Origin of the sequence: Methylomonas sp. ZR1, from assembly GCF_013141865.1 — a bacterium.
Classification (GTDB): Bacteria; Pseudomonadota; Gammaproteobacteria; order Methylococcales; family Methylomonadaceae; genus Methylomonas.
Window position 1 is genome coordinate 1,956,095 of the sequence record NZ_RCST01000001.1, and the last position, 23,827, is coordinate 1,979,921.

Annotated in this window: 16 protein-coding genes; 13 read left to right on the forward strand and 3 right to left on the reverse strand. The window is 51.5% G+C overall.

Going from position 1 to position 23,827, the window contains the following annotated elements:
• Positions 1-26 precede the first annotated feature (26 nt).
• The 3 genes from DDY07_RS08880 to DDY07_RS08890 are packed head-to-tail and all read left to right on the forward strand — an operon-like array spanning position 27 to position 7,757.
• The gene (locus tag DDY07_RS08880) at positions 27-2,771 is read left to right on the forward strand and encodes a response regulator (protein WP_171695637.1); all 2,745 of its coding nucleotides are present in this window, start codon (positions 27-29) and stop codon (positions 2,769-2,771) included.
• The gene (locus DDY07_RS08885; protein WP_253734445.1) at positions 2,768-4,915 is read left to right on the forward strand and encodes an EAL domain-containing protein; all 2,148 of its coding nucleotides are present in this window, start codon (positions 2,768-2,770) and stop codon (positions 4,913-4,915) included. The genes DDY07_RS08880 and DDY07_RS08885 overlap by 4 nt, the downstream gene beginning before the upstream one ends.
• 1 nt (position 4,916) lies before the next feature.
• Positions 4,917-7,757: an EAL domain-containing protein gene (locus DDY07_RS08890; RefSeq protein WP_171695638.1), complete on the forward strand. Its 2,841-nt coding sequence runs from the start codon at positions 4,917-4,919 to the stop codon at positions 7,755-7,757.
• Here the strand turns inward: DDY07_RS08890 and DDY07_RS08895 are convergent.
• Both DDY07_RS08895 and DDY07_RS08900 read right to left on the reverse strand, forming a co-directional pair.
• Positions 7,754-8,584, reverse strand: a complete 831-nt coding sequence (locus DDY07_RS08895; protein ID WP_171695639.1) for a PHP domain-containing protein — start codon at positions 8,582-8,584, stop codon at positions 7,754-7,756. The genes DDY07_RS08890 and DDY07_RS08895 overlap by 4 nt on opposite strands.
• Positions 8,584-10,380, reverse strand: coding sequence for an ABC transporter ATP-binding protein (locus tag DDY07_RS08900; protein ID WP_216614729.1), 1,797 nt, complete (start codon positions 10,378-10,380; stop codon positions 8,584-8,586). Before DDY07_RS08900 ends, DDY07_RS08895 begins: the two co-directional genes overlap by 1 nt.
• A gap of 103 nt (positions 10,381-10,483) precedes the next feature.
• On the opposite strand from DDY07_RS08900, the gene DDY07_RS08905 reads away from it, so the two are divergent.
• The 5 genes from DDY07_RS08905 to galE all read left to right on the forward strand — a co-directional run bounded on the left by DDY07_RS08905 (position 10,484) and on the right by galE (position 16,188).
• A complete protein-coding gene (locus DDY07_RS08905) occupies positions 10,484-12,400 on the forward strand; it encodes a transglycosylase SLT domain-containing protein (RefSeq protein WP_171695640.1) in 1,917 nt (638 codons plus the stop codon).
• A 76-nt stretch (positions 12,401-12,476) separates the two neighbouring features.
• Positions 12,477-12,992, forward strand: coding sequence for a 3-hydroxyacyl-[acyl-carrier-protein] dehydratase FabA (fabA, locus tag DDY07_RS08910; protein ID WP_033156420.1), 516 nt, complete (start codon positions 12,477-12,479; stop codon positions 12,990-12,992).
• Positions 12,993-13,002: 10 nt separating this feature from the next.
• Complete coding sequence (gene fabB / locus DDY07_RS08915; RefSeq protein WP_171695641.1) at positions 13,003-14,223, forward strand: beta-ketoacyl-ACP synthase I; 1,221 nt, start codon at positions 13,003-13,005, stop codon at positions 14,221-14,223.
• 46 nt (positions 14,224-14,269) lie between these two features.
• The gene (gene ttcA / locus DDY07_RS08920) at positions 14,270-15,127 is read left to right on the forward strand and encodes a tRNA 2-thiocytidine(32) synthetase TtcA (protein WP_033156422.1); all 858 of its coding nucleotides are present in this window, start codon (positions 14,270-14,272) and stop codon (positions 15,125-15,127) included.
• A gap of 14 nt (positions 15,128-15,141) precedes the next feature.
• On the forward strand, positions 15,142-16,188 hold the full coding sequence (gene galE / locus DDY07_RS08925) for a UDP-glucose 4-epimerase GalE (protein WP_171695642.1): 1,047 nt from the start codon (positions 15,142-15,144) through the stop codon (positions 16,186-16,188).
• Here galE and DDY07_RS08930 read toward each other — a convergent pair.
• The gene (locus tag DDY07_RS08930) at positions 16,185-17,318 is read right to left on the reverse strand and encodes a DUF484 family protein (protein WP_367650865.1); all 1,134 of its coding nucleotides are present in this window, start codon (positions 17,316-17,318) and stop codon (positions 16,185-16,187) included. The genes galE and DDY07_RS08930 overlap by 4 nt on opposite strands.
• A 255-nt stretch (positions 17,319-17,573) precedes the next feature.
• Here DDY07_RS08930 and DDY07_RS08935 point away from each other — a divergent pair, with 255 nt between their 5' ends.
• The 5 genes from DDY07_RS08935 (at position 17,574) to DDY07_RS08955 (ending at position 23,784) form a co-directional block, all read left to right on the forward strand.
• The gene (locus tag DDY07_RS08935; protein ID WP_171695643.1) at positions 17,574-18,101 is read left to right on the forward strand and encodes an RNA polymerase sigma factor; all 528 of its coding nucleotides are present in this window, start codon (positions 17,574-17,576) and stop codon (positions 18,099-18,101) included.
• A gap of 84 nt (positions 18,102-18,185) precedes the next feature.
• Positions 18,186-19,148, forward strand: a complete 963-nt coding sequence (locus DDY07_RS08940) for a FecR family protein (RefSeq protein ID WP_171695644.1) — start codon at positions 18,186-18,188, stop codon at positions 19,146-19,148.
• Positions 19,149-19,337: 189 nt separating this feature from the next.
• Complete coding sequence (locus DDY07_RS08945; protein ID WP_171695645.1) at positions 19,338-21,764, forward strand: TonB-dependent receptor; 2,427 nt, start codon at positions 19,338-19,340, stop codon at positions 21,762-21,764.
• A gap of 73 nt (positions 21,765-21,837) precedes the next feature.
• The gene (locus tag DDY07_RS08950; protein ID WP_253734446.1) at positions 21,838-23,037 is read left to right on the forward strand and encodes a PepSY domain-containing protein; all 1,200 of its coding nucleotides are present in this window, start codon (positions 21,838-21,840) and stop codon (positions 23,035-23,037) included.
• 234 nt (positions 23,038-23,271) lie between these two features.
• Positions 23,272-23,784 (forward strand): RNA polymerase sigma factor, encoded by a 513-nt coding sequence (locus DDY07_RS08955; RefSeq protein WP_171695646.1) that lies wholly within the window; start codon positions 23,272-23,274, stop codon positions 23,782-23,784.
• Positions 23,785-23,827: the final 43 nt, after the last annotated feature.

Here is a 23,827-nt window from a genome sequence, read left to right on the forward strand (position 1 = left end):
ATGCAGATGACATCTCGACGCCACCCATGATTCGCGACAAACTGGCCAATCTGCCGATGACCTACAAGCTGCAACGCTTGCAAGCCATCACTTTGGCATTGGCTCTGCTGTTTACCTTATTAATTACCAGCATGACGCATATCTGGCAAGAGCGGCGCGAACTGTCAATGGAGGTGCGTTCGCTCGGCAAAATGATCGGTTTTAACGCTAACGCTGCGCTGCTGTTTGGCGACACCAAAACCGGCACCGAGATTCTAGCCACCTTACGCGGCAAATCTGAAGTCATCTCCGCGCAACTCTACAAAAATGACGGCGAAATTTTCGCCCATTACCCGGCCAAGGCTGCACCGGACAGTTTCCCCGCCACCTTGAGCGATGCGGAACAACAACAACGCAACCAGGGTTTGCGGATATTGAGCCAAGTCATTTTAAACCCCTTACCCGACGATAACGGCGACGTGATCGGCACCTTACGCTTGCAGCTCGACTTAAAGCCCATGTGGCGTATGGTGATTATCAGTCTGGGCCAAATTTTTTTGGTGATGGTGGTGTCGTTTATTCTGGCGGTTTTTTTCGGCCGGCGCTTGGCGGAATCGATCGCCGCACCGCTGATCCGTTTGTCTTCACTGGCCAAACAGGTATCCAGGGACAACAACTACATGGTGCGCGCCCAAGGTGAAGGCGAAGATGAAATCGGCCAACTGGTAAGAAGCTTCAACCAGATGATAGAGCGGGTACAACAACGCGATGCCGAACTGGAAAATCAGCGCGGCAACCTGGAAAAACAAGTCGATCTGCGCACCGCCGACCTGCGGCAGGCCGTCGTCGATGCCCAAGCCGCCAATATCGCCAAGTCGCAATTCCTGGCAACCATGAGCCACGAAATCCGCACCCCCATGAACGGGGTGCTGGGCATGACCGAATTGCTGTTGGGCACCGACCTCGACACCACGCAACGCCAATACGCCGAAACCGTGTTCAGCTCCGCCGATTCACTGTTGACCGTGATTAACGATATTCTGGACTTTTCCAAAATCGAAGCGGGCAAGCTGGAATTGGAAGAAATCGATTTTAATTTGATCAATCTTACCGACCAACTCGCTGCCTTGTTCTTCGAACGCGCCAGCAGCAAAAACATCGAACTGGTGTGCACCGTCGATAAACGGGTGCCACGCGACGTCAGAGGCGATCCTTATCGCTTACGGCAAATACTCACCAACTTGTTATCCAACGCCATCAAATTTACCGAAGCCGGCTCGGTGAAAATGCAAGTGAATGTGGCCGAATCGGATCTCTGCCCATCCGCTGATGGCATGTGCCTGGAGTTTTGTATTAGCGACACCGGCATTGGCATCGGCCCGGACACTCAAGCCAGGCTATTCAAATCTTTTAGTCAAGCCGACGGCTCCACCACCCGCAAATACGGCGGCACCGGTCTGGGATTGGCCATCAGCAAGGAACTAAGCGAATTGATGGGCGGCAATATCCAAGTGCAAAGCCGTGCGAACAGCGGCTCGGTATTTACCCTGCATATCCCGCTCCGCCAAGCTAGCCAAGCCCTGCCTGCAAGCTTGCCGGGCAACGATCTGCAAGGCAAGCAAGTCTTATTGGTGGAAGATAATGCCACCAATGCAAAAATCCTGGAAAATCATTTGACTGTTTTTGGCATGTTTACCCGCGTCGCCAAAAATGGCGCGCACGCCTTGGAAATTCTCGATCAGTCGGCACACTTGGGCCTGTTCTTCGATATTGCCGTGCTGGACATGAAAATGCTGGGCATGAACGGCGTCGAATTAACCCAACGGATTCGTATAGACCGGCGATTTGCCAATATCCGCATCGTCATCATTACGTCCAGCAACGATGAGGACGTATTAGCCAAAATTCGCGGCAGCGCCTGCGATCTGTACCTTCACAAGCCCCTGCACAGACGCACCCTGCACGATGCGCTGCTCGGGCTGATGTCGCAAAAACCGCAATCGTTCAGTGCGCCGGCTTCTGCTGCCGGCGCCATTCGAATCCTGTTGGCCGAAGACAATCCGGTCAACCAGAAAGTTTGCAGCGCTATGTTGCGCCAGTTGGGCTACACCCTGTCGCTGGCGAATAACGGCCGGGAAGTGCTCGATATTATCGACCGTGAGCCGGTCGATCTCATCCTGATGGATTGCATGATGCCGGTCATGGACGGTTACACGGCAACCCAATACATCCGCAATCGGGAAAGCAGCCGCAATTTGCCTCGAATCCCCATTATCGCCCTCACCGCCAACGCCATGGAAGGTGATCGCGAACGCTGTTTGCAGGCCGGTATGGATGATTATCTCAGTAAACCGTTTTTACAAAAAACCTTGCAAGACAAAATCCAGGCGTTGGCAGCCCCGCTGCCCACAACGGCCCTCAATACAGCCGCTCCCGAGATCAAATCGATTGCCGCCACCCTAGACCCGGCCGCGCTGAATACCTTGCGGGAAATTGGCGGCAGCGCGCTGGTCGACGACGTCTTGGCCTTGTTTAGGACAAATGCCGAGCAACATATCGCCACACTCCGCTCCGGCCTGTTGGAACGCAATACGGAAACAGTGCGGCATGCCGCGCATAGTCTAAAATCGGCCGCGGCCAACATCGGCGCACTAAACCTGTCGGAACTGGCCCGTGCGCTTGAACATGCAGCGCGGCACAACACTTTGCAATTCGATAGCCGGGTTGCCGAAAGCCTGCAAACAGAATATAAAGAAATTCTCCAGCGGCTTTCGCAACTCAAACCCTCATGATGGAACGATTACCTGCCCGCAGCCTGATTTTAGCGATAGACGACGACGATATGGTGCGTCTGATGTTGCAAGAAATTCTGCAAAGAGAAGCGTTTGATGTCATTTGCGCGGCTAGCGGCAAGCAAGGCTTGGCATTGGCAGCCAGCGAACGGCCCAATCTGGTATTGCTGGATGTCATGTTGCCGGACCTCAACGGCTTCGACTGCCTGCAAGCCATCAAAAACATGCCCGGCAACAGCCTGCTGCCCGTCGTGATGCTGACCGGCATGGACGACCTGGAATCGGTCAATCGCGCCTTTCAATTGGGCGCGACCGACTTTATCTCCAAACCGCTCAATTGGCCGACCTTACCGCACCGCTTACGTTACTTGCTGCGCTCGGTCGCCACGTTAGAAGAACTGGCACGAAGCGAAGCGGCACTGCGCCAAGCGCAAAAAATCGCGCAACTGGGCAGTTGGTACTGGTCTATTGCCGACGACAACATGCAATGGTCGGAAGAAGTCTTTAATATCCTCGGCACGAATCGCTCATCGTTCGAACATAAATGCCGCGACTTATACAAATCCATGCAGCCATCGGAAGTCGGCAAACTGCAACAAGCCCTTGATCTTTGCGTCAAAAACCGACGCAGTTTTCGCCTGGAATTATCGATTACTCGTCGCGATGGCGCCAACCAAGTGATTCATATTCAAGGCAAACCCGTGATCGCCGATGGGCAGGTAAGCCATATTCACGGTACGCTGCAAGATATTACCGAACGCCGGCACATAGAAGAACGGGTAAGGCTTTTATCTTACTACGACCCGCTAACCGGCCTGCCCAACCGGACGCTGTTCAAGGAAGTTCTGGCGCAAGCAATGGCCTATTGCACACGCTACGGTACGGTCATTTCCACTTTATTTATCAGTATTGATCGTTTCAAACGCATCAACGAAACCCTGGGCCCCAAAATCGGCGACCAGGTGTTGAAATTGTTCGCCGAGCGCTTGCTGGCCGAAGTGCGGGATTGCGACTACATTTCCATCAACGCCGATTACGATTTGGCGGACATGACGGTCTCCCGGCTGGGCGGTAACGAATTTACCGTGTTGCTGAATCGTATCGAGGACACGCGCGATAGCGTCAAAGTGGCTAAGCGGATTTTTCAGGCGATGCAGCACGCTTTTACGGTGGAGAACACCGAACTGTTTCTGGGTATCAATATCGGCATCGCCGTCTATCCGGGCGACGGTCAGGATGAAGACAGCTTCATCAAAAACGGCGAGTTTGCGATGAACCATGCCAGCGAACACGGCCATAACAATTATCAGTTTTTCAGTAAATCGCTGAATGTTGCCGCGTTTCATAAGCTGGCGATGGAAAACAGCCTGCGCCGCGCCATAGAACGCCATGAATTGCAGCTTTACTATCAAGCCAAAATTAATATCCGCCGCCAGCAAGTCGTCGGCTGCGAAGCCTTGATTCGCTGGCAGCACCCGGAACTGGGTTTGATCGGCCCGTCGCAATTTATTCCAATTGCCGAAGATTCCGGCTTGATTGCCCAAATCAGCGATTGGGTGCTCGAAAATGCCAGCCGGCAAACTTTGGATTGGCAACAATCGGGACTGAGCCAAGGGCTGATCATGGCGGTGAATGTATCGGCGACTCAATTCCGACAATACGGCTTTGGTAATCACGTCCGCGACGTATTGACCGGCATCGGCCTGGAACCTCGCTACCTTAAGCTGGAACTGACCGAAACCATCTTGCTCGACCATATCGACGACGCTTTAATAACCTTGCGGGAATTACAAGCCCTGGGCGTCAAAATCAGTATCGACGATTTCGGCACCGGTTATTCATCCTTGTCTTATTTGAAAAAACTGCCTATCTCGGAATTGAAAGTCGATCATTGCTTTGTCCGCGATCTTCCGCACAATGAAGACGACATGGCGATTACCGCGGCAATATTGGCTTTGGCCGACGCGCTGTCGCTGGAAGTGGTCGCGGAGGGCGTGGAGAATGAAGATCAAGCCAACTTCCTGCTGGATAGCGGTTGCGAGGTAGTGCAAGGCTTTTTGTACAACAAGCCCATGCCCGCCAATGAATTTGCCGCATTTGTCCGTGCATTCAATGCGCAACGCTTGTTAGCCGACAAAGTCTGACATGTCCGCCAAGCCGCGCATCCTGTTAGTCGACGACGATCCGATGGTCCGTCTGCTGGTCAGGCAAATCTTGCAAGCCGACGGCTACGAACTGATCGAAACCGACAACGGCCGAACCGGATTGGAACAATTTATCGCCACCGAGCCGGATTTGGTGCTGCTGGACGTGATGATGCCGGAGATGGATGGTTTCAGTTGTTTACAAGGCATGCGTGCCGCCAGCGACAAATCGGTGCCGATTGTCATGATGACGGCTATCGAGGATACGCAAGCGGTGGAAGACGCCTTTCGGCTGGGGGCTACCGACTTTATCGGCAAACCCATCCAATGGCCGCTGTTGCCGCATCGCATCAGCTATGTGCTGCGCTCGCACCGCACTACTCAACGTCTTATAGAGCAACAAACGCTACTCAAGCAAAGCGAGCAACGCTTTCGAGACTTGGTGGAAAGTATCGGTAACGAATACTTCCTGTATTCTCACAATACCGAGCGTATTTTTACTTATCTAGGTCCTTCGGTGGAGCATATCCTCGGCTACAAACCCGACGAACTACATTGCGACTGCTTCGATATAACGACCAACAACCCGATCAATCGGCTTGCCAGGGCCTACACCGAGCAATGTCTGGTGGGCATCAAACCACCCAACTACGAAGTGGAAGTACGCAGCAAGGATGGCGGTCTGCGTGTACTCAGCCTCAATGAGTCGCCCATGTTCGACGACCATGGCCGAGTGGTTGCGGTGAACGGCCTGGCGCACGACATCACCGAAATGCGCAGCACACAGCAAGCCCTTGCCGATAGCGAGGAACGCTTGCGGCTGTCCATGCAGGCAGCCAAACAAGGTTTTTATGACATCAATCCGCAAACCGGGGCCATGATCATCAACGCCGAATATGCCAGCATGCTCGGATACAACCCAGCCGATTTCGACGCCAATATCGACAGCTGGATCATGCGCTTGCATCCCGATGACCGGCAGCGCGTTTCCGACGCCTACCGGCAGTACATCGCCGGGGAACTGGCAGAATATCGCCTGGAATATCGGCAGCGTTGCGCCGACGATAGCTGGAAATGGATATTATCGATAGGCAGTATCGTCGAACGTGATGCCAATCATCAGCCGGTGCGCATGCTGGGCACCCACACCGACATCACCGACAGTAAGACGGCAGCCGAACGTCTGAATTTGCTGGCCAAAGTGTTCGAAAACAGCGGCGAGGCCATTTTCCTGTGCGATCCGGATACCCGCATCGTGTCCAGCAATCAGGCCTACACGACGATTACCGGTTACAGAGCCGAAGAGGTGCTACAGCAAACGCCCTCCATTCTCGATGCGCGTCATCTTGACCTCAACCACTATCAACGTATCTGGCAGGCCTTGCGCGAAAACGGCTACTGGCAAGGCGAAATTTGGGATACCCGCAAGAACGGCGAGACCTATCCCGCATGGCTGGGTATTTCCGCGATGTATAACACCCATGGCGCCATCAGCCATTACATCGGCATTTTTTCGGACATTACCGAGCGCAAGGCCGCCGAAGCCCAAATCGAATATCTGGCACGTCACGATCCACTCACCAATTTGCCCAATCGCACCTTGTTGCGCGACCGCTTCGACCAGGCCATGGCCCATGCCGTGCGTAACAACACGCTGGTCGGCTTACTGTTTCTGGACCTGGATCATTTTAAAAATATTAACGACACAATGGGGCACGACGTCGGCGACCGCTTACTGCAAGGCATCGCGGAGCGTCTGGTGCAATGCGTGCGCGAGGTGGATACGGTTTGCCGGCAAGGCGGCGATGAATTCATCATTATCCTCACCGACATTCCCGACATCGACGCAATCACGCAAATTGTGCTGAAAATTCTCGATCAACTGACACAACCCTTTGTCATCGAAGGCGTCACGCTTTGCACCTCCTTCAGCATAGGCGTCAGTTTGTATCCCAATGACGGCCTGAATTTTCACGGTTTACTCAACAAAGCCGACACGGCAATGTATTCGGCGAAAAACGAAGGCCGCAATACCTTCCGCTTCTTTTCCAACGATATGAACCTGGCGTCTATCGAGCGGATGAATATCGAGAACGGTCTGCGCATGGCTTTGAAGCGCAAAGAACTTCGCTTGCATTATCAGCCGCAATATTCCATACACAGCAACACGGTGATCGGTGCGGAAGCCTTGCTGCGCTGGCAACCGGAAAACAGCCCGATGATCCCGCCGGCCAAGTTCATTCCTATCGCCGAGGACAACGGCATGATCGTCCCGATAGGCGACTGGGTGTTACGCGAAGCCTGTAAGCAAAACAAGCTTTGGCACGACGCCGGTATGAAACTGCTGGTTACCGTCAACATCTCGGCCCTACAGTTCAAGCGCGGCAACTTACTGGAATCGGTGCAAAGCGCATTGGCGGAATCCGGGCTGGAACCGCATTATTTAGAGCTGGAGTTAACCGAATCGGTCCTGATGTTCGACACCAATGCCGTCATCAATACGATTGCCCAGTTGCGCGCCTTGGGCGTCAGCTTTGCCATCGACGATTTCGGTACCGGTTATTCCTCACTGAGTTATTTGAAGCGCTTTGCGGTGAACAAACTAAAAATCGATCAATCGTTTATCCGGGATTTAACCTCAGGCAAAGCCGAAGACACCGCTATCGTCAAAGCCATCTTGCAATTGGGTGATACGCTGGGCCTGCTGACCTTAGCCGAAGGCGTGGAAACCAAGGAGCAAGCCGAGCAACTGCATCAACTCGGCTGCCGCAAAGCGCAGGGTTTTTATTGGAATCAACCCTTGCCCCCCGACGAATTCGCCCGGTTGTTTACGCCTGGTTAAAATAACTGCCAAACCGGCGCCGCGCCGTCCGGCAAGGCCGCCAGACGCCCCAGCTCCAGCCATGGGTTGCCCGGCGCATGAAAATCCGAACCCATCGACGCATGCAATTGATGTTTGCTGGCATGCAGATAACTTAAGCGAATATCGTCGACGCTGGCCCGGCCGGTCACCACTTCGATGCCCTGCCCGCCTGCCGCCTTGAATGCCACCAATGCTTTGTTAATCCATTTGCTACTGAGTTTGTAACGCAAGGGATGCGCCAACACCGCCACACCGCCGGCGGCCCGAATCCAGCCGACACAATCGGCCAGACCGGCCCAAACCGTTGGTACATAAGCCGGCTTGCCCTTGCTCAAATAACGATCAAATGCGTCCTGCGGGGTTTCGACCACACCTTGATTAACCAGAAAATCGGCAAAATGCAGGCGGGTGATTTCGCCGTTACCGGCGATTTGCCTTAACGTGGGATAGGCATCGGCTATGCCCTTCTTCGCCAGTTTTTCGGCAATTTTTTGCGCGCGTTGGTCGCGAATTAATTGTTGCTTAGCAATACCGTCGAGTAAACCCGGATGCTGTGGATCGATATTTAAACCGACGATGTGCAGACAATGGCTTTCAAAACTGGCCGACAGTTCGATGCCGGGAATCAAGCGGATGCCAGCTTGCGCGGCGGCTTCGGTCGCTTCTTGTAAGCCGGCAGTTGTATCGTGGTCGGTCAAAGCCAGCGCGGTGACGCCCTGCTGTTGAGCACGCAGCACCAGTTCGGTGGGCGACAAAGCGCCGTCGGACGCGGTGGAATGACTGTGTAAATCGTATAATTCCGACACTATTGATAATCACCGTAAAGTTTGGCGTACAAGCCGTTTTGTTGAATCAAGGAATCGTGTTTGCCTTGTTCGCAAATCTGGCCTTGTTCAAAGACATACACATGATCAGCCTGTTTCACCGCACTGAGCCTATGCGCGATGATGATGGTAGTACGGCCTTCCAGAAAGGTGCTCAAGGCTTGGTGCAGTTTATACTCGGTTTCGCTATCCAGTGCCGACGTCGCTTCGTCGAGAATCACCACAGCGGGCTGGCTGACTATCATCCGGGCGATGGCTAGCCGTTGCCGTTGGCCGCCGGATAAGCGCATACCCTGCCTGCCCACCACGGTGTCCAAACCCTGCGGCTGTTCTTCAACGGTGGACTTCATTTGCGCAATCTCCAAAGCTCGCCACAATTCAGCATCGGCAATCTCCCGGCCCAAGGTCAGATTGGCGCGTATCGTATCGTTTAGCAAAGCGGGATGCTGTAAAACGGTCGCGACATGTTCGCGCACCACATCCAAGCCTATCCGGTTCAGCGGCACGCCGTCGAAATAAATCATGCCGCTGCCCGGCGGATATAAACCGATCAAAGTTTGCGCCAGCGTCGACTTGCCACCGCCGCTGGCGCCGACCAGGGCAATTTTCTCACCGGCCGGTATAGTCAAATTAATACCGTTCAGTACCGGTTCGTCCTTGTAACTAAAATGCAGATTCTTGACGCTGACCGACACGGTTTTACGCCCGATAAACGGGTTTTGCAAATGCGGATAATACGGTTCGCGCTGCAACAGGGTCAGCTGATTGACGCGGGCCAACGCGGCTTTGGCGGCATAAAAAGACTGCTGAATGCTTAATATCTCCTGCACCGGCGCCATCATGAACCACAGATAACCGAATACCGCCAACATTTCGCCTATGGTCAGATTGGAATACAGCACCATCAGCATCGCTGTTGCGCGGAAAATATCGAAGCCAAATAGAAAGGTCAAAAAGCTCAAACGCACCGTCGCATCGCTTTTCCAGGCATAGATGGTCGAGTGGTTTTTAACCGCCAGTGCGCTGCCGATCAACTGCCGGCAATAGTGCTCCTCGCGGTTGCTGGCGCGGATTTGATGAATCGCCTCCAGCGTTTCGCTCAAAGCTTGCTGGAATATTGCGTAGGCTTTGTTTTCGTTAGCCTTCAGTTCCTTCACCCTGGAACCAACAGCCCGGGCCAAATAAATCACCAACGGGTTCAAAAAGATAATAAATAAACCCAATTGCCAGTGCATCCACAGCAGAATTAAAGCGGTACCGAACACGGTCAGAACTGCCACCAATAATTTACTGATCGTGGTGCCGATAAAATTATCCAGCGTATCGAGGTCGGTCACCATGTGCGAACTGACCGTACCGCTGCCCAGGCTTTCATACTCGGACATCGAGATGTGTTGCAAATGTTTCACCAAACTTTCGCGAATGCGAAAAATCACATCCTTGGCAATATTGGAAAACTGCCGAGTCTGCATAATGTTTAGCACCAAGGCAAACAAGCGCAACAGCAAGCTCAGCAGCAAAATAATGGCAATGTAAATGGCAGGTTGCTGCCACTCGCCGGGCAGCCATGGATTGAGGCTATTCAGCACCACACCCGGATGGTTAAGCAGGACTTCGTCCACCAATAATGGCATCAATAACGGTACCGGCACGCTGGCAACCGTTGCCAAGATGGCGACCAAATGCCCGTTGATCAGTTGTTTTTTATGCTGCTTAGCGATGCTGTAGATGTACTGCCAGGAATATTCGGCTTTCGCCGCGCGCTGTAAGGTTTTCAAGGTAATGAAACAAATTCGATGAAGTTTAACGATTATAATGGTCCGACCCACTTTGCAAAAACTTCTTGCATAGGGTTTAGTCTCGGCTGTCGTGGAAATTGATATGCATGTTATCCCGTGTTTTTTACTGCTTGCCGCTCTGACCGGCGTTTTACCGAACAGTGTCCAGGCGGATGAAATCTCTTTGGCCAGCCAACGTCAGCTATTTTTGCGTGCCGAGCAAGCACTTGACCAGAATCGCGATGCCGAATATTTCGCGATGGCTTCAAACCTAAGAGGCTACCCGCTATATCCTTATCTGCAATACCAATGGTTAAAAAATCATTTGGACGCCGACGCCGACATCAAACAGTTTTTAAACGAGCACGCCGCCAGCCGTTACGCGGCCGCGCTGCGGCAAAAGTGGTTGCTGGCTTTGGGTAAAAAGCAGCAGTGGCTAGTGCTGCTGAATAATTATCAAGGCAGTGACGATCCCGAGCTGCAATGCTACGCCGGCCTGGCTCAATTGCAAACCGGCCAAGCCTTGGAAGCCATCAATCAAGCCCGCACTTTATGGTTAAGCGGTAAATCGCAACCGGATAATTGCGATGTCCTGTTCGAAGCTTATAAATCATCGCCGTACTTTAATAAGGAACTGATCAACCAACGATTTCACGCCGCACTCAAACGTGACAACCAAAGCCTGGCCAGCTACTTGACCCGATTTTTCAGCGACGCGGAACTCAAGCAGGCCAATACCTGGTTAAAACTGCACCGACAGCCAGAAACCGTTATTGCTGATACAAGCTGGCGCGACTACCCCGACCAAGCAGGCGAGTTGTTTGCCCATGCGATTGACCGCTGGCTGGAAACCAATGTCGATACGGCCATGGCGACTTGGGACAGCAATAAATCGCAAATCGCCATTGCGCCGGCGACCGCCGCTTTTATCGAAAAACGCATCGCTATCGCCTTGGCCTTAAAACACGACAGCCGCGCTTACGCCCGCTTGTCGCAACTGGAAAACAGCGACGAATCGGCCCGGGAATGGCGAGTCAGAGCCGCATTGAATATACAGAACTGGCAAGACGTCGCTGTGGCGATTACCGGCCTTAACGACGACGAAAAATCTCAGGAAAAATGGCAGTACTGGCAAGCTCGCGGCTTGGCGGAAACCGGCCAGAGCGCAGCCGCCAATGCCTTGTTTCTACAGTTGGCAAAAAATCGCAGTTTCTACGGTTTTCTGGCTGCCGGCAGATTAAGGCAAGCCATTGAACTGGTGGACAGACCTTTGACGGTATCAAGCAGCGACCTCGAGACTTTACAAAATCGAGCGGATTTCCAGGTATTTTCCGAGCTACTCGCTATCGACAGAAAACCGGAAGCCAAACGCCAATGGTGGTACGCAATAGCCAAACTCGATAGTCACCAGCTACCCGTCGCTGCAAAACTGGCACAACAAGCCAATTGTCCGGCTTTGGCGATTACCACTATAGCCAAGGCTAATCAATGGGACGACGTCAATCTACGCTTTCCGCTGACCTATATCCAGCCCATCCAAAGTAACGCCGCCGCACAACAATTGGATCCGGGTTTAATTTTGGGATTGATCCGCCAGGAGAGCGCGTTCGATGAATTGGCCGACTCGCCGGCTGGCGCTAAAGGTTTGATGCAGATCATGCCAAACACCGGCCGGCAAATTGCCGCCGAATTGCGCGATAGTTGGGATAGCGATTACAGCCTGTTTAAACCGGAACTCAATGTCAAATACGGGACGTTTTATTTCAAAAAACTCTTGCGCCAATTCAATGGCCACGTCGCACTGGCCACGGCCGCCTATAACGCCGGCGCCAATAAAGTGAAGCGCTGGCTACCGGAAAACCGGGCTTTGCCGGCCGACATCTGGATTGAAAACATCCCTTACAAGGAGACTCGGGGGTATGTTGCATCGGTGTTAATGTATAGCTTGATCTACCAGCAGCGCCTGCAACGCGACAGCTTAAAGATCGACGATCTAATGCGCGAGGTCATGCCCGACTAAAAATTGAGCTGATTTTTTAAGCCGATTATTAGATAATGCCGCAGTTTTTGAACCCACCAACCAGGTAAAAATCAAGATGGAGAAGCAGCACAGTTTCACGCGCGAAGAATTATTAATGTCCGGCCGAGGTGAATTATACGGTCCGACCAACGCGCAGCTACCGCTTCCCAATATGCTGATGATGGACCGCATCGTCCATATTTCCGATGAAGGCGGCAAATACGGCAAAGGCGAAATCATCGCCGAGTTGGATATTACCCCCGAATTATGGTTTTTTGATTGCCACTTTCAAGGTGATCCGGTCATGCCGGGCTGTCTGGGTTTGGACGCGATGTGGCAATTGGTCGGTTTTTATTTATGCTGGCTGGGCGGCCCCGGCAAAGGCCGCGCGCTGGGTTGCGGCGAAGTTAAATTCACCGGCCAAGTACTGCCGACAGCCAAAAAAGTGACTTATAAAATCGACTTGAAGCGCGTGATTCTACGCAAATTGGTCATGGGCATCGCCGATGCGACGATGGAAGTCGATGGCAAACAAATCTACGAGGCGACCGATTTACGAGTCGGTTTATTCACTTCCACCCAAGATTTCTAAGGAAACCATCATGAAGCGCGTCGTTGTAACAGGTTTAGGGATAGTTTCCAGCATCGGCAACAACCGGGACGAAGTGGTTGATTCTTTACGCGCTGGCCGTTCCGGTATCGTTCACGCACCGGTCTATGCCGAGATGGGCTTTCGCAGCCATGTACACGGCCCGGTTAATATTGATCTGGATGAAGCGATCGACCGTAAAGTTAAACGCTTTATGGGCGACGGTGCCGCATACAACTACCTGGCTATGGAACAGGCTATTGCCGACTCCGGCCTGGAAGAGTCGCAAGTGTCCAATATCCGCACCGGCTTAGTGATGGGCTCCGGCGGGCCGTCAACGTCCAATCTGGTCGATTCCGCCGACATTCTGCGTTCCAAAGGTGTAAAAAAGGTCGGACCCTACATGGTGACGCGCGCCATGTCCAGCACCAACACGGCCTGCTTGGCCACGCCCTTTAAAATCAAAGGCGTCAATTACTCCATCAGCTCCGCTTGCGCCACCAGCGCCCACTGCATCGGCCACGCCATGGAATTGATTCAATTAGGCAAACAAGACGTTGTGTTCGCCGGCGGCGGTGAAGAACTGCACTGGACTATGTCGGTGATGTTCGACGCGATGGGCGCACTGTCTTCAAAATATAACGACACGCCAGAGACGGCCTCCCGGCCTTACGACGAAACCCGCGACGGCTTCGTCATCTCGGGCGGCGGCGGTGTTTTGGTGATTGAGGAACTGGAACATGCCAAAGCACGCGGCGCTAAAATCTATGCCGAACTGGTCGGCTACGGTGCAACTTCCGATGGCTACGACATGGTGCAACCGTCCGGCGAAGGCGCAGTGCGCTGCATGCAACAAGCCTTGGCTACCGTTAATGAAAAAATTGACTATATCAACGCGCACGGCACCAGCACCCCGGTAGGCGATACCCGCGAACTAGAAGCGATGCGCGAAGTGTTTGGTGTTGACGGCGTACCGGCAGTCAGCTCAACCAAATCTTTAACCGGACATGCCTTGGGTGCGGCCGGCGTCAACGAAGCCATTTATTCCTTGCTGATGATGCAGGAAAACTTCTTGAGTGCCTCCGCCAATATCAACCAACTCGATCCAGGTGCGGCCGGCATTCCTATCGTTAGAGAATATCGGGATAACGTCACGCTGAACACCATTATGTCCAACAGCTTCGGCTTTGGCGGCACCAACGCCACGCTGATTTTCCAACGCTACAACGGCTAACTTTGGCGCGGCTGCAACTTTGGTTCAGCCGCCCTTCCCTGCACCCATGTCCGATCCAGAACACAAATCCCGTACCCAGTTTAACAAGCTGCAAAAACGCCTGAGACGTTGCGTTGGCGAAGCCATCGCCGATTTCAACATGATAGAGCCCGATGATAAGGTCATGGTGTGTCTGTCCGGCGGCAAAGATTCTTACACCATGTTGGACATTCTGCTGAACTTGCAGAAAACCGCGCCAATCAATTTTGAGATTATTGCCGTCAATCTGGATCAGAAGCAGCCAGGCTTTCCGGAACATGTGCTGCCGGAATATCTACAATCGATAGGCGTGCCCTACCACATCATCGAGCACGACACTTACAGCATCGTCAAACGCATCATCCCGGAAGGCCAAACCACTTGCAGCCTATGTTCTCGGCTACGTCGTGGCACGTTGTACGGATTTGCCAAGGAACATAAGATCACCAAGATCGCCCTGGGCCATCACCGCGACGACATTATCGAAACCTTCTTTTTAAACATGTTCTACGCTGGCAAACTGAAAGCCATGCCGCCGAAGCTGCTGAGTGACGATAAGCAAAACATCGTCATACGTCCGTTAGCATATTGCCGGGAAAAAGACATCAACCGCTTCGCGGCTTTCAAACAGTTTCCGATCATTCCCTGCAATCTGTGCGGTTCGCAAGAAAACCTGCAACGCAAGGCCATGAAACAAATGCTCAACGCTTGGGATAAACAATTCCCCGGCCGCATCGAGACGATTTTCGCCAGTTTGCAAAATATCGCGCCGTCGCAAATGGCCGATACCAGCTTGTTCGATTTTGCCGGCCTGCGCCGCGACCCCGAATCCACTATTCCGCGCGTCGTATCCGATGAAGCCGGACTGGACATCCTAGAACGCTAATAGGGAATGCAACGATGAAACACACCATCTTAGTGACGGGCGGCGCCGGCTATATCGGCAGCCATACCTGCGTAGAACTGCTGAATAACGGTTTCGAGGTCATCGTTGTCGACAACCTAAGTAACAGCAAAATCGAATCGCTGAAACGTATCGAAACCATTACCGGACATAAACCCGGTTTCTATCAAGCCGACATTACCGACCAAGCCGCGCTACGCGAGATTTTTAAAGCACATAAAATCGATGCGGTGGTTCATTTCGCCGGCCTGAAAGCCGTCGGCGAATCCTGCCAGCAACCCCTGAGCTATTACCGCAACAACATCTACGGCACCCAAGTGTTACTGGAAACGATGGATGAGTTTGCAGTGAAAAGATTGGTATTCAGCTCGTCGGCGACCGTTTACGGCGATCCACACGCCGTACCGATTCTGGAAAGCTTTCCGCTGCAAGCCACCAATCCTTACGGCCGTACCAAACTGTTTATCGAGGAAATCCTGCGCGATGTCAGCAATGCCGACAGCCTGAACGGCAACGGCCAGCCCTGGCAATTTGCAATACTGCGCTATTTCAACCCCATCGGCGCGCACAGCAGCGGTTTGATCGGTGAAGATCCCAACGGCATACCCAATAATCTGATGCCGTTTTTATCGCAAGTCGCCATCGGTAAGCTGCCGGTCCTGTCGGTATTCGGCAACGACTACCCCACCAAGGACGGCACCGGCGTGCGCGATTACATCCACGTCGTCGATCTGGCGCAAGGCCATATCAAAGCCTTGCAATACCTGCTCGGTAAATCCGCCGATACCGCTATTTGCGATGCGGTTAATTTAGGAACCGGCAACGGCTACAGCGTATTGGAAATGGTCAATACCTTCATTGAGGTGACGGGCCAAGCGGTACCCTACAAAATCGCACCACGCAGAGCCGGCGATGTCGCGGCCTGTTACGCTGATCCCAGCCTGGCCGAAGCAAAAATAGGTTGGAAAGCCGAGCGGGATTTAAAACAAATGATGACCGACACCTGGCGCTGGCAGAAAAACAATCCCAACGGTTACCACTAAGCAGGCTCGGTTACTAACACCAGCCCGCCATTCTCAATACGATTTCTGCCTTTACGTTTGGCTTCGTACAAAGCAGCATCGGCGGTTTGCACCAATTGCAAGGCAATCTCGGCGACAAGCTTTTTCTGCGCCCGGCTAGGCTGGTAAGTCGCCACACCAATCGAAATAGTCACCGGGATGGCTTGATCGCCATACTCCACCCGTAAATTAGCAATACTCAAACGAATCCGCTCGGCAATTTCCGAGGCCGTACTTTCATCGGATTGCGACAGCAAAGCCACAAACTCCTCGCCGCCGTAACGCGCCAGCACATCGTTATTGCGCAGCAATTTCTTGATGATGCCGGCCACGACAGCCAGTACATGATCGCCAGCCTGGTGTCCAAAACCGTCGTTGATGCGCTTGAAAAAATCAATATCCAGAAATAGGCAGGACAAAGGTTCGCGATTGCGTTGGCTGCGATCCAGCTCTTCCTCTATACGCTGCTCCAAAAACCGCCGATTGTTCACGCCGGTCAAGGGATCGACCAAACTGGTGCGCCGCATGGTTTCGACATTAAGATTGTTTTCCAGGCAAATACTGATGACCGAGGCGATGTGCTCGACAAAATCGGTCGCCATACCTTGCATGAAACGCTCGTTGTGATAACTGCCCAGATTCAACGAGCCCAAATACCGATCCCGGCGAATCAGCGGCGCAATCACCACCGACGCCGGTTTTTGTTGATTCGATTCGGAGAAAAACTTCTCGCAAATCGTGGTTTGATAGCTCCCCAGAAACGGCTGGTCGGACAGACCAAAACTATGCCGCAATTGCCATTCGCTACTCGCTAAAAACAGCCCTTCCCGGTCCCGATAATTATAATTATCCACTTCCAGGTAACCGGCGATTTCGTTTTTAGGGTCGATCAAACACAAGCTGATTACGTCCAATTGGAACAGTGCCTTGGCTTCACCGAGAATGAACTCGATCATCTCCGCCAACGAACTAAGCCCCAGTAAACGCATTTCAAAGCTTTGCAATCGCTTCAAGGTCAAGCTGTTGTGTTGGACGCGGTTGAGCATACCGTCCAAATGACTTTCCAAAACCCGCAGATCTGTTGTTATATCCTGTTCCAAGCTCGGCCCCACCCGCTTAATCGAGGTGATAAGACTAGCAGTTTTCGCAGAAAAAGTGTGTAGTTGTGGGCACTTCCAGCACACATCTCCCGTCCACTCTGATTGCAAATAAATCAGGCATTTCACCTATTAAAACGGCATATGCCATACCCTGCCACCGGGTGCCATGTGATTTTGTCTTTCAAAATCAACACACTTGTTTATTGGTTCAAATATTGCTGTAAATCGGCTCTATCGGGTTCCAAGCACGCCAAACACGTCTTCGCCATGAACAGCCTCACCTTCAACATCGACGATTTATTTTTGAGCCATCGCGATTCGTTGATTCACACTATTTTCGGCATCGTCGGCTGCCCGCAAACCGCGGAAGACTTGGCGCATGAAGCTTACATAAAAATGCTGCACGCCCTGGAAATCCAAGACATCAGTTACCCGCGGCCGTTTCTATACCAAATCGCAAAAAACCTGGCACTGGATCATCTGCGTAAAGAACGTATTCGCCAACGCGCCGACGACTCAAAAACGGCCGATACGGACGAAGATATATCGCTGCTGGACAATTTGCCGGACGATACCCCGACGCCCGAACAGCAAGCGTCCGATCAACAAGAACTGGCATTGATGCTGGCAGCGCTTGAGCAATTACCCGAACGGCGCAGGCAAATTCTGGTGTTGCACAAATTTCACCATTGGAATTACGAGCGGATCGCCGCCTATTACGGCATATCGCGTAGCGCGGTAGAGAAGAATGTACAGGCAGCTCTGACTCATTTATTAGCCAGCCGGCAAGACTAGCCGTAACCTTAGGCCATACTGATTTTCCTGAACACAGCACCAATACTGATAAAATTCGCCCCATTGCCTAACCCGTCAACCGCCATGCCTTTACGTTTTGATCAGGAAGTTCCATCGCAGGGTAATGTCCAAGATCAAGCACTTGCCTGGTTTGCCCGCTTACAAGACCATAAAAGCGGTGCGGCCGATCAAGCCGAGTTTGCCTGCTGGTTAGCCGCCGACCCCACGCATCAAACCGCTTACGACAAAGTGGTGCAACTCTGGCAATCGCCAGCATTGAACGCCGCCCTAAGCCAATACGCCAGCATCCCACTTCGGCCGCCCGCACAGCCTCAATCGACAATGCGGCGCTGGGCTGCAGCCGCCAGCATTACCTTGATTAGCGGCTGGTTCCTGGCTTCAACCGGCTGCTTGCAACGCTGGCAAGCTGACATCGCCACCGCCACGGGCGAACAGCGCCGAGTAATACTGGCAGACGGTTCCGCGCTGGTTCTAAATACCGATAGTGCGGTAAAACTGGATTACGCCGGTCAACAGCGCGGCGTAACCTTATTAAGCGGCGAAGCCTATTTTGAGGTGCAAGCCGACAAAAGCCGGCCGTTTATTGTGACGACAGAACAGGGAACAGTGCGCGTGGTGGGCACCCGCTTCAGCGTCAAAACCGGCGATACTACCCAAGTGAATGTCGAAAGCGGCCTAGTGATTTGTAGCGCCGAACAAGGCCAAAACCGACAATTAAGCGTCGGCCAACATACCGAGATCGATACCCACAGCGTTGCGGAAATCAGCAACATAGATACCGGTAAAACCTTTGCTTGGCTAAAAGGCCGCTTGATCTTTCAAGATCGAACCTTGGCAGAAGTGATAACCGAATTGGACCGCTACCATCCCGGCGCCATCGTCATCGCCGACGCCAAATTGGCACACACCCGGATAACCGGAAATTACAAACTGGAAGATACCGATAGCCTGCTGCGAACCTTGGCGAACATAACCGGCGCCAAAATCGTGAATATTTCCACTTACCTGACGATACTGAAAAACTAAATCGCCCCCCGACCAATTAGGTATTGATTGGGACAATCATTCGCCCGATGCCACAATCTCCGGCCGACGCCCTACTCGCCAATCAAAAAATAATTTTCTCGCCAACTGTGTATTCCTTTTTCTGAAACGTCTCGGTAGCCATGTGCGTTGCAACGCGCTAACCGACAACAACCCAGACAAGGAGTACATATGAAGCCCCCACACCTGTCCCCGCCTTGTGCATTACGCAAACTCAGCATTGCCATAGCACTGAGTTTACCGGGCTTGATAAGCGTTCCCGCCCAAGCCGCAGAAACCGCCACTAGCCAACCAGCCAGTCAACGTTTTAACATCCCCGCCCAACCGCTGGCTGACGCCATTAACGCCTTTATCAGCAGCAGCGACTGGCAAGTGGGCTTTCCCGCAGAGCTGGCCAAAAACTGCCTATCCAGCAACATTAACGGCAACTACACACCGCAGCAAGCCCTACACATCTTGCTGCAAGGCACCGGCCTCAACTACCGCATGACTGGTGAAAACAAAGCTACGCTGGAAAAAGTAGCCGTTAGTGAACCGCAATCGGCAACGACTATGCCAGCGGTAACGGTGACTGGTAAGGGGGTTTATGATTCAACGGATCCTTATAATTCGGATTACCGTTTGCCCAACGCCACTACAGGCACCAAGACAGATACGCCGATCATGGAAACGCCGTTCTCGGTGCAGGTAGTGACCAAGCAAGTGCTGCAAGACCAACAAGTGACACGTATCGACAAAGCGGTACAAAACGTTAGCGGGGTAACACTTGGAGCAATTAATCAAGGCGCGACAGATGGTTACCAAATCAGAGGTTTCCAAAATAATATTACTTACCGGGACGGAGTTTTAATTCCTACCATTGTCGGCGGTAGCGCCGGAACTAAGCGAGACACAACCAATATAGAGCGAGTGGAAGTTCTCAAAGGGCCGGGATCTATATTGTTTGGTCGAGCAGAGCCGGGGGGGATTGTAAATATCGTCACTAAACAGCCTCTCACAACTCCGTACTATGCCCTACAGCAACAGTTTGGGTCATATGATTTCTACCGAACCACCTTGGATGCGACTGCACCAATCACAAAGGACGACAAGCTGCTCTATAGACTTAATATGTCCTATGAAAACGCAGGCTCTTTCCGAGATTTTATTGAAGGGGAGCGGGTTTTTGTGGCCCCAGTTGTGAGATGGAATATCAGCGAGAGAACACAAGCGACCCTTGAACTTGAATATCAACACTACAACGATCAGCCTGATCCGGGTATCACTCGAATAGGTAATCGTCCTGCGAATGTTCCATTAGATACGGCGCTACACGAGCCATTAAACAATAAGAATGTCGGCGATAGAGTTCTGGTTGGATTTAATTGGTCACATGAGTTCAATGATAGCTGGAAATTAACTCATCGGTTTACATCCGAATTCATGGAAAAAGAAAGCAAAACTTTAAACTTTGGCGCAGCCAATGCTAATGGTTTGCTTACTCGCAATTTCAACAATGCAACACCTGCATCGCAACGATATTTTACGTCGCTTAATTTGATAGGAAACATTTCAACCGGTGCGCTTAAGCATAAATTATTGTGGGGCTACGATTATTTTGTTATCGATGACCAGATAACGAATAGATATGGTGGATCGGTTTCGGGATTTAATATTTTCAACCCGGTCTATTTAACAGCATCCCCTGCTTTAACGAAACGGGATGATCAAGGATATACCCAGTCCTGGCACGGTTTGTATTTTCAAGACCAAATTGAGCTTCCCTACCATTTTCATGCACTTGGTGGACTTCGTTACGACAATGCCGAAGGGATAAACAATATTCTTGGACGTGTCACCGAATCAGTTGATCATATTAGTCCTCGTGGTGGTTTATTATGGCAGCCAGTCAATTGGCTTTCACTTTATGGAAGCTACACCGAAAATTTTGGTGGCACCAATAGTTTATTTAATACGGATGGAACTTCACTCCCACCAGAAAGCGCTCAACAATGGGAAACAGGTTTTAAAACCGAATTTTGGGGTGGGAGGTTAAGAACGACAGTATCTTATTTCGAATTAACTAAACAGAATCTTTTTACTGCAATTCCAGGAGACCCCAATGGAAATGGCCGTGCAATTGGCGAAGCTATAAGCAAGGGGATAGAGTTTGATACTACGGGAGAAATCATTCCCGGTTGGAATGTTATCGCAACTTACGCTTACACACCTTTTGCAAAAATAACTAAAGATGTTGATCCTACTGGGGGAATTGGTAACCAGGGAAATAGATTATTTTTAGCCCCAAAACATTCCGGAAGCTTCTGGAGTACTTACGAATTTCAAACCAGTGATTTGCGAGGACTTAAGTTCGGTGCGGGAGCCATCGCGCAGGGTCAAAAAGAAGGCAACGCAGGAAATACTTATGAGTTGCCTGGCTTTGTTACAGCAAACCTAATGGCAAGCTACCAAATGAAAGTTGGGAGTACAAAAGTAACGACCCAATTCAATGTTGATAACTTGCTGGATAAAAACTACTACGCAGGCACTAATAGTGGAAGTTTTATCACCATCGGAACACCCCGAACTTTTATGGGATCGGTTCGAGTAGAGTTTTAAACAACCAATTTCCCATACAATCGAGCCTTAAATAGAAGGAAAATTTTCAAGCTTAATCTGTGAATTTAGTTAAATGGCTGCAATGGAACTGACACGAAAAAATCGCCGCAAATTCTGGCTAAAAGTACATTTGTATCTTGGTATAGTTGCAGGGGCGATCTTCGTAATTATTGGCTTAACTGGGAGTTTGTTAGCATTTGAACTTCCATTAGACGAGTGGCTAAATTCTAACCTTATGATAGTTTCCGTTGAAACCGGGCATGAAAGTTACCAGCCAATCGATAAGATTGTAGCATCCGGTATTGGTGCCTTGCCGATCATTGGCAAAGCGATCAGCCTTGATTTCCCACGACGCGACGGACTTGCGTTTGCTCTGTGGTTTGAACAGCCATCACCCGATGCGAGCTATCTGGAAAGACATCAAATTTTTATCAATCCCTATACAGCAGAAGTAACTGGGCAGCGGTTATTAATCGATTTTGAACGGATATGGCGCGATCCGTTTAAGGATTTTATTTTGCGCTTGCATTATTCATTGGGTCTGGCGAAAGCAGGGATGAATATCGTGGGTTTTATAGGCTTGGGTTTATTGTTTTCTGTTTTGACAGGCTTAATTTTGTGGTGGCCAACCCCCGGTAAATTTAGAAACTCACTGACAATCAAGAAAAACGCGAGCGTTGAACGATTAACTTTCGATTTGCATAAGACTTTTGGTTTTTATAGCGCAATTGTTCTTCTATTTTTGATTTTATCGGGTGTGTATTTAATTTTTCCGGAATACGGTCGCGGCTTAATAAGCGTATTTTCTCCGGTTTCTCCAGCGTGGCCCAACATTAAGAGTGTTTTGCAAGAGCATAATCAAGTACCAATCAGTTTTTCTCGAGTTTTAGAGATCACCGACATGCGCTACCCTGATGGGGAATATCGGCGAATTGATTTTCCGCAAGATAAGCAAGGTGTGTATCTGGTAAGTAAGCGAGAATTTGATGAACCCAATCAAAAGCATTCGTTTCGACGCCTTTGGATCGATCAATACAGCGGAGAAATTATTCATATTCAGGATAGAACCACACGCAGTGCCGGAGATGCTTTTGTTGATTGGCTCTATCCGTTACACAGTGGCGAAGCACTTGGTTTGCTTGGACAGCTTATTATTTTAATTTCTGGATTTGTGCCGTTAGTGCTTTATTTAACTGGTTTTATTCGTTGGCTGCAAAAACGCCGGGCAAAATTAGCCGCCGCCGTTATTCAGGCCAAGAAAAATCCCGACTAAGTCCGCTGCTAAACGACCGATACTCGCGCACCGACAGCGGTATTCCCATCGTCTTGCCGCCGCCCTGTAATGTCAGCGATTTCCCGATGGCAGCCAAAGCTATATAACATAGTTTAATTTAATCGACCGCTTTCCACCCTTCATCAAACCGCTTAAGCCATTGAATAATCATAGCAGCCGAAAATCGGGCATGATTCCGGCTTGCCATTGCGCACCATTAAACTTCACGCCGACATGCCCAATCGCCATATTCGCCTATTGGACTTTCTATTCCAAAGACACAACAAGGAACTGCTGGTGTTCGCCGAACAACGGGCCGGCCGCCAACATGCCGAGGATCTGGTTCAGGATGCTTATCTCAGGCTCTTGCAGCACGGCAACACCGACGCCATCGACAATCACCGCGCCTACCTGTATCGCATCACCGCCAACCTGAGCGGCGACCTACACAGACGCGAGCAAATCGTCCCTTTCGTCAACGACGAAGAATCGGAAACGGACGCTGTAGCCTGCCCGATGCCGCAACCCGATGCCGTCGCCGAAAGCCGGGAACGCCTGCGAATTTGCCTGCACGCGCTGGACAGCCTGCCGGAAATTGTTCGTACCGTGTTTCTGCTACACCGCGTCGACGGTCTGACCTATCCCGAAATCGCCAAGGCTTTCGCTATCCCGCCGCGCACCGTCGAGCGCTATTGCATCAAGGCGTTGGCCCACTGTAGCAAATCCGTCAGCCAGGACATCGATTAATACCGCCAAATTCTCCGCCGGCCAGCGTAGCCGGTTGTGGATA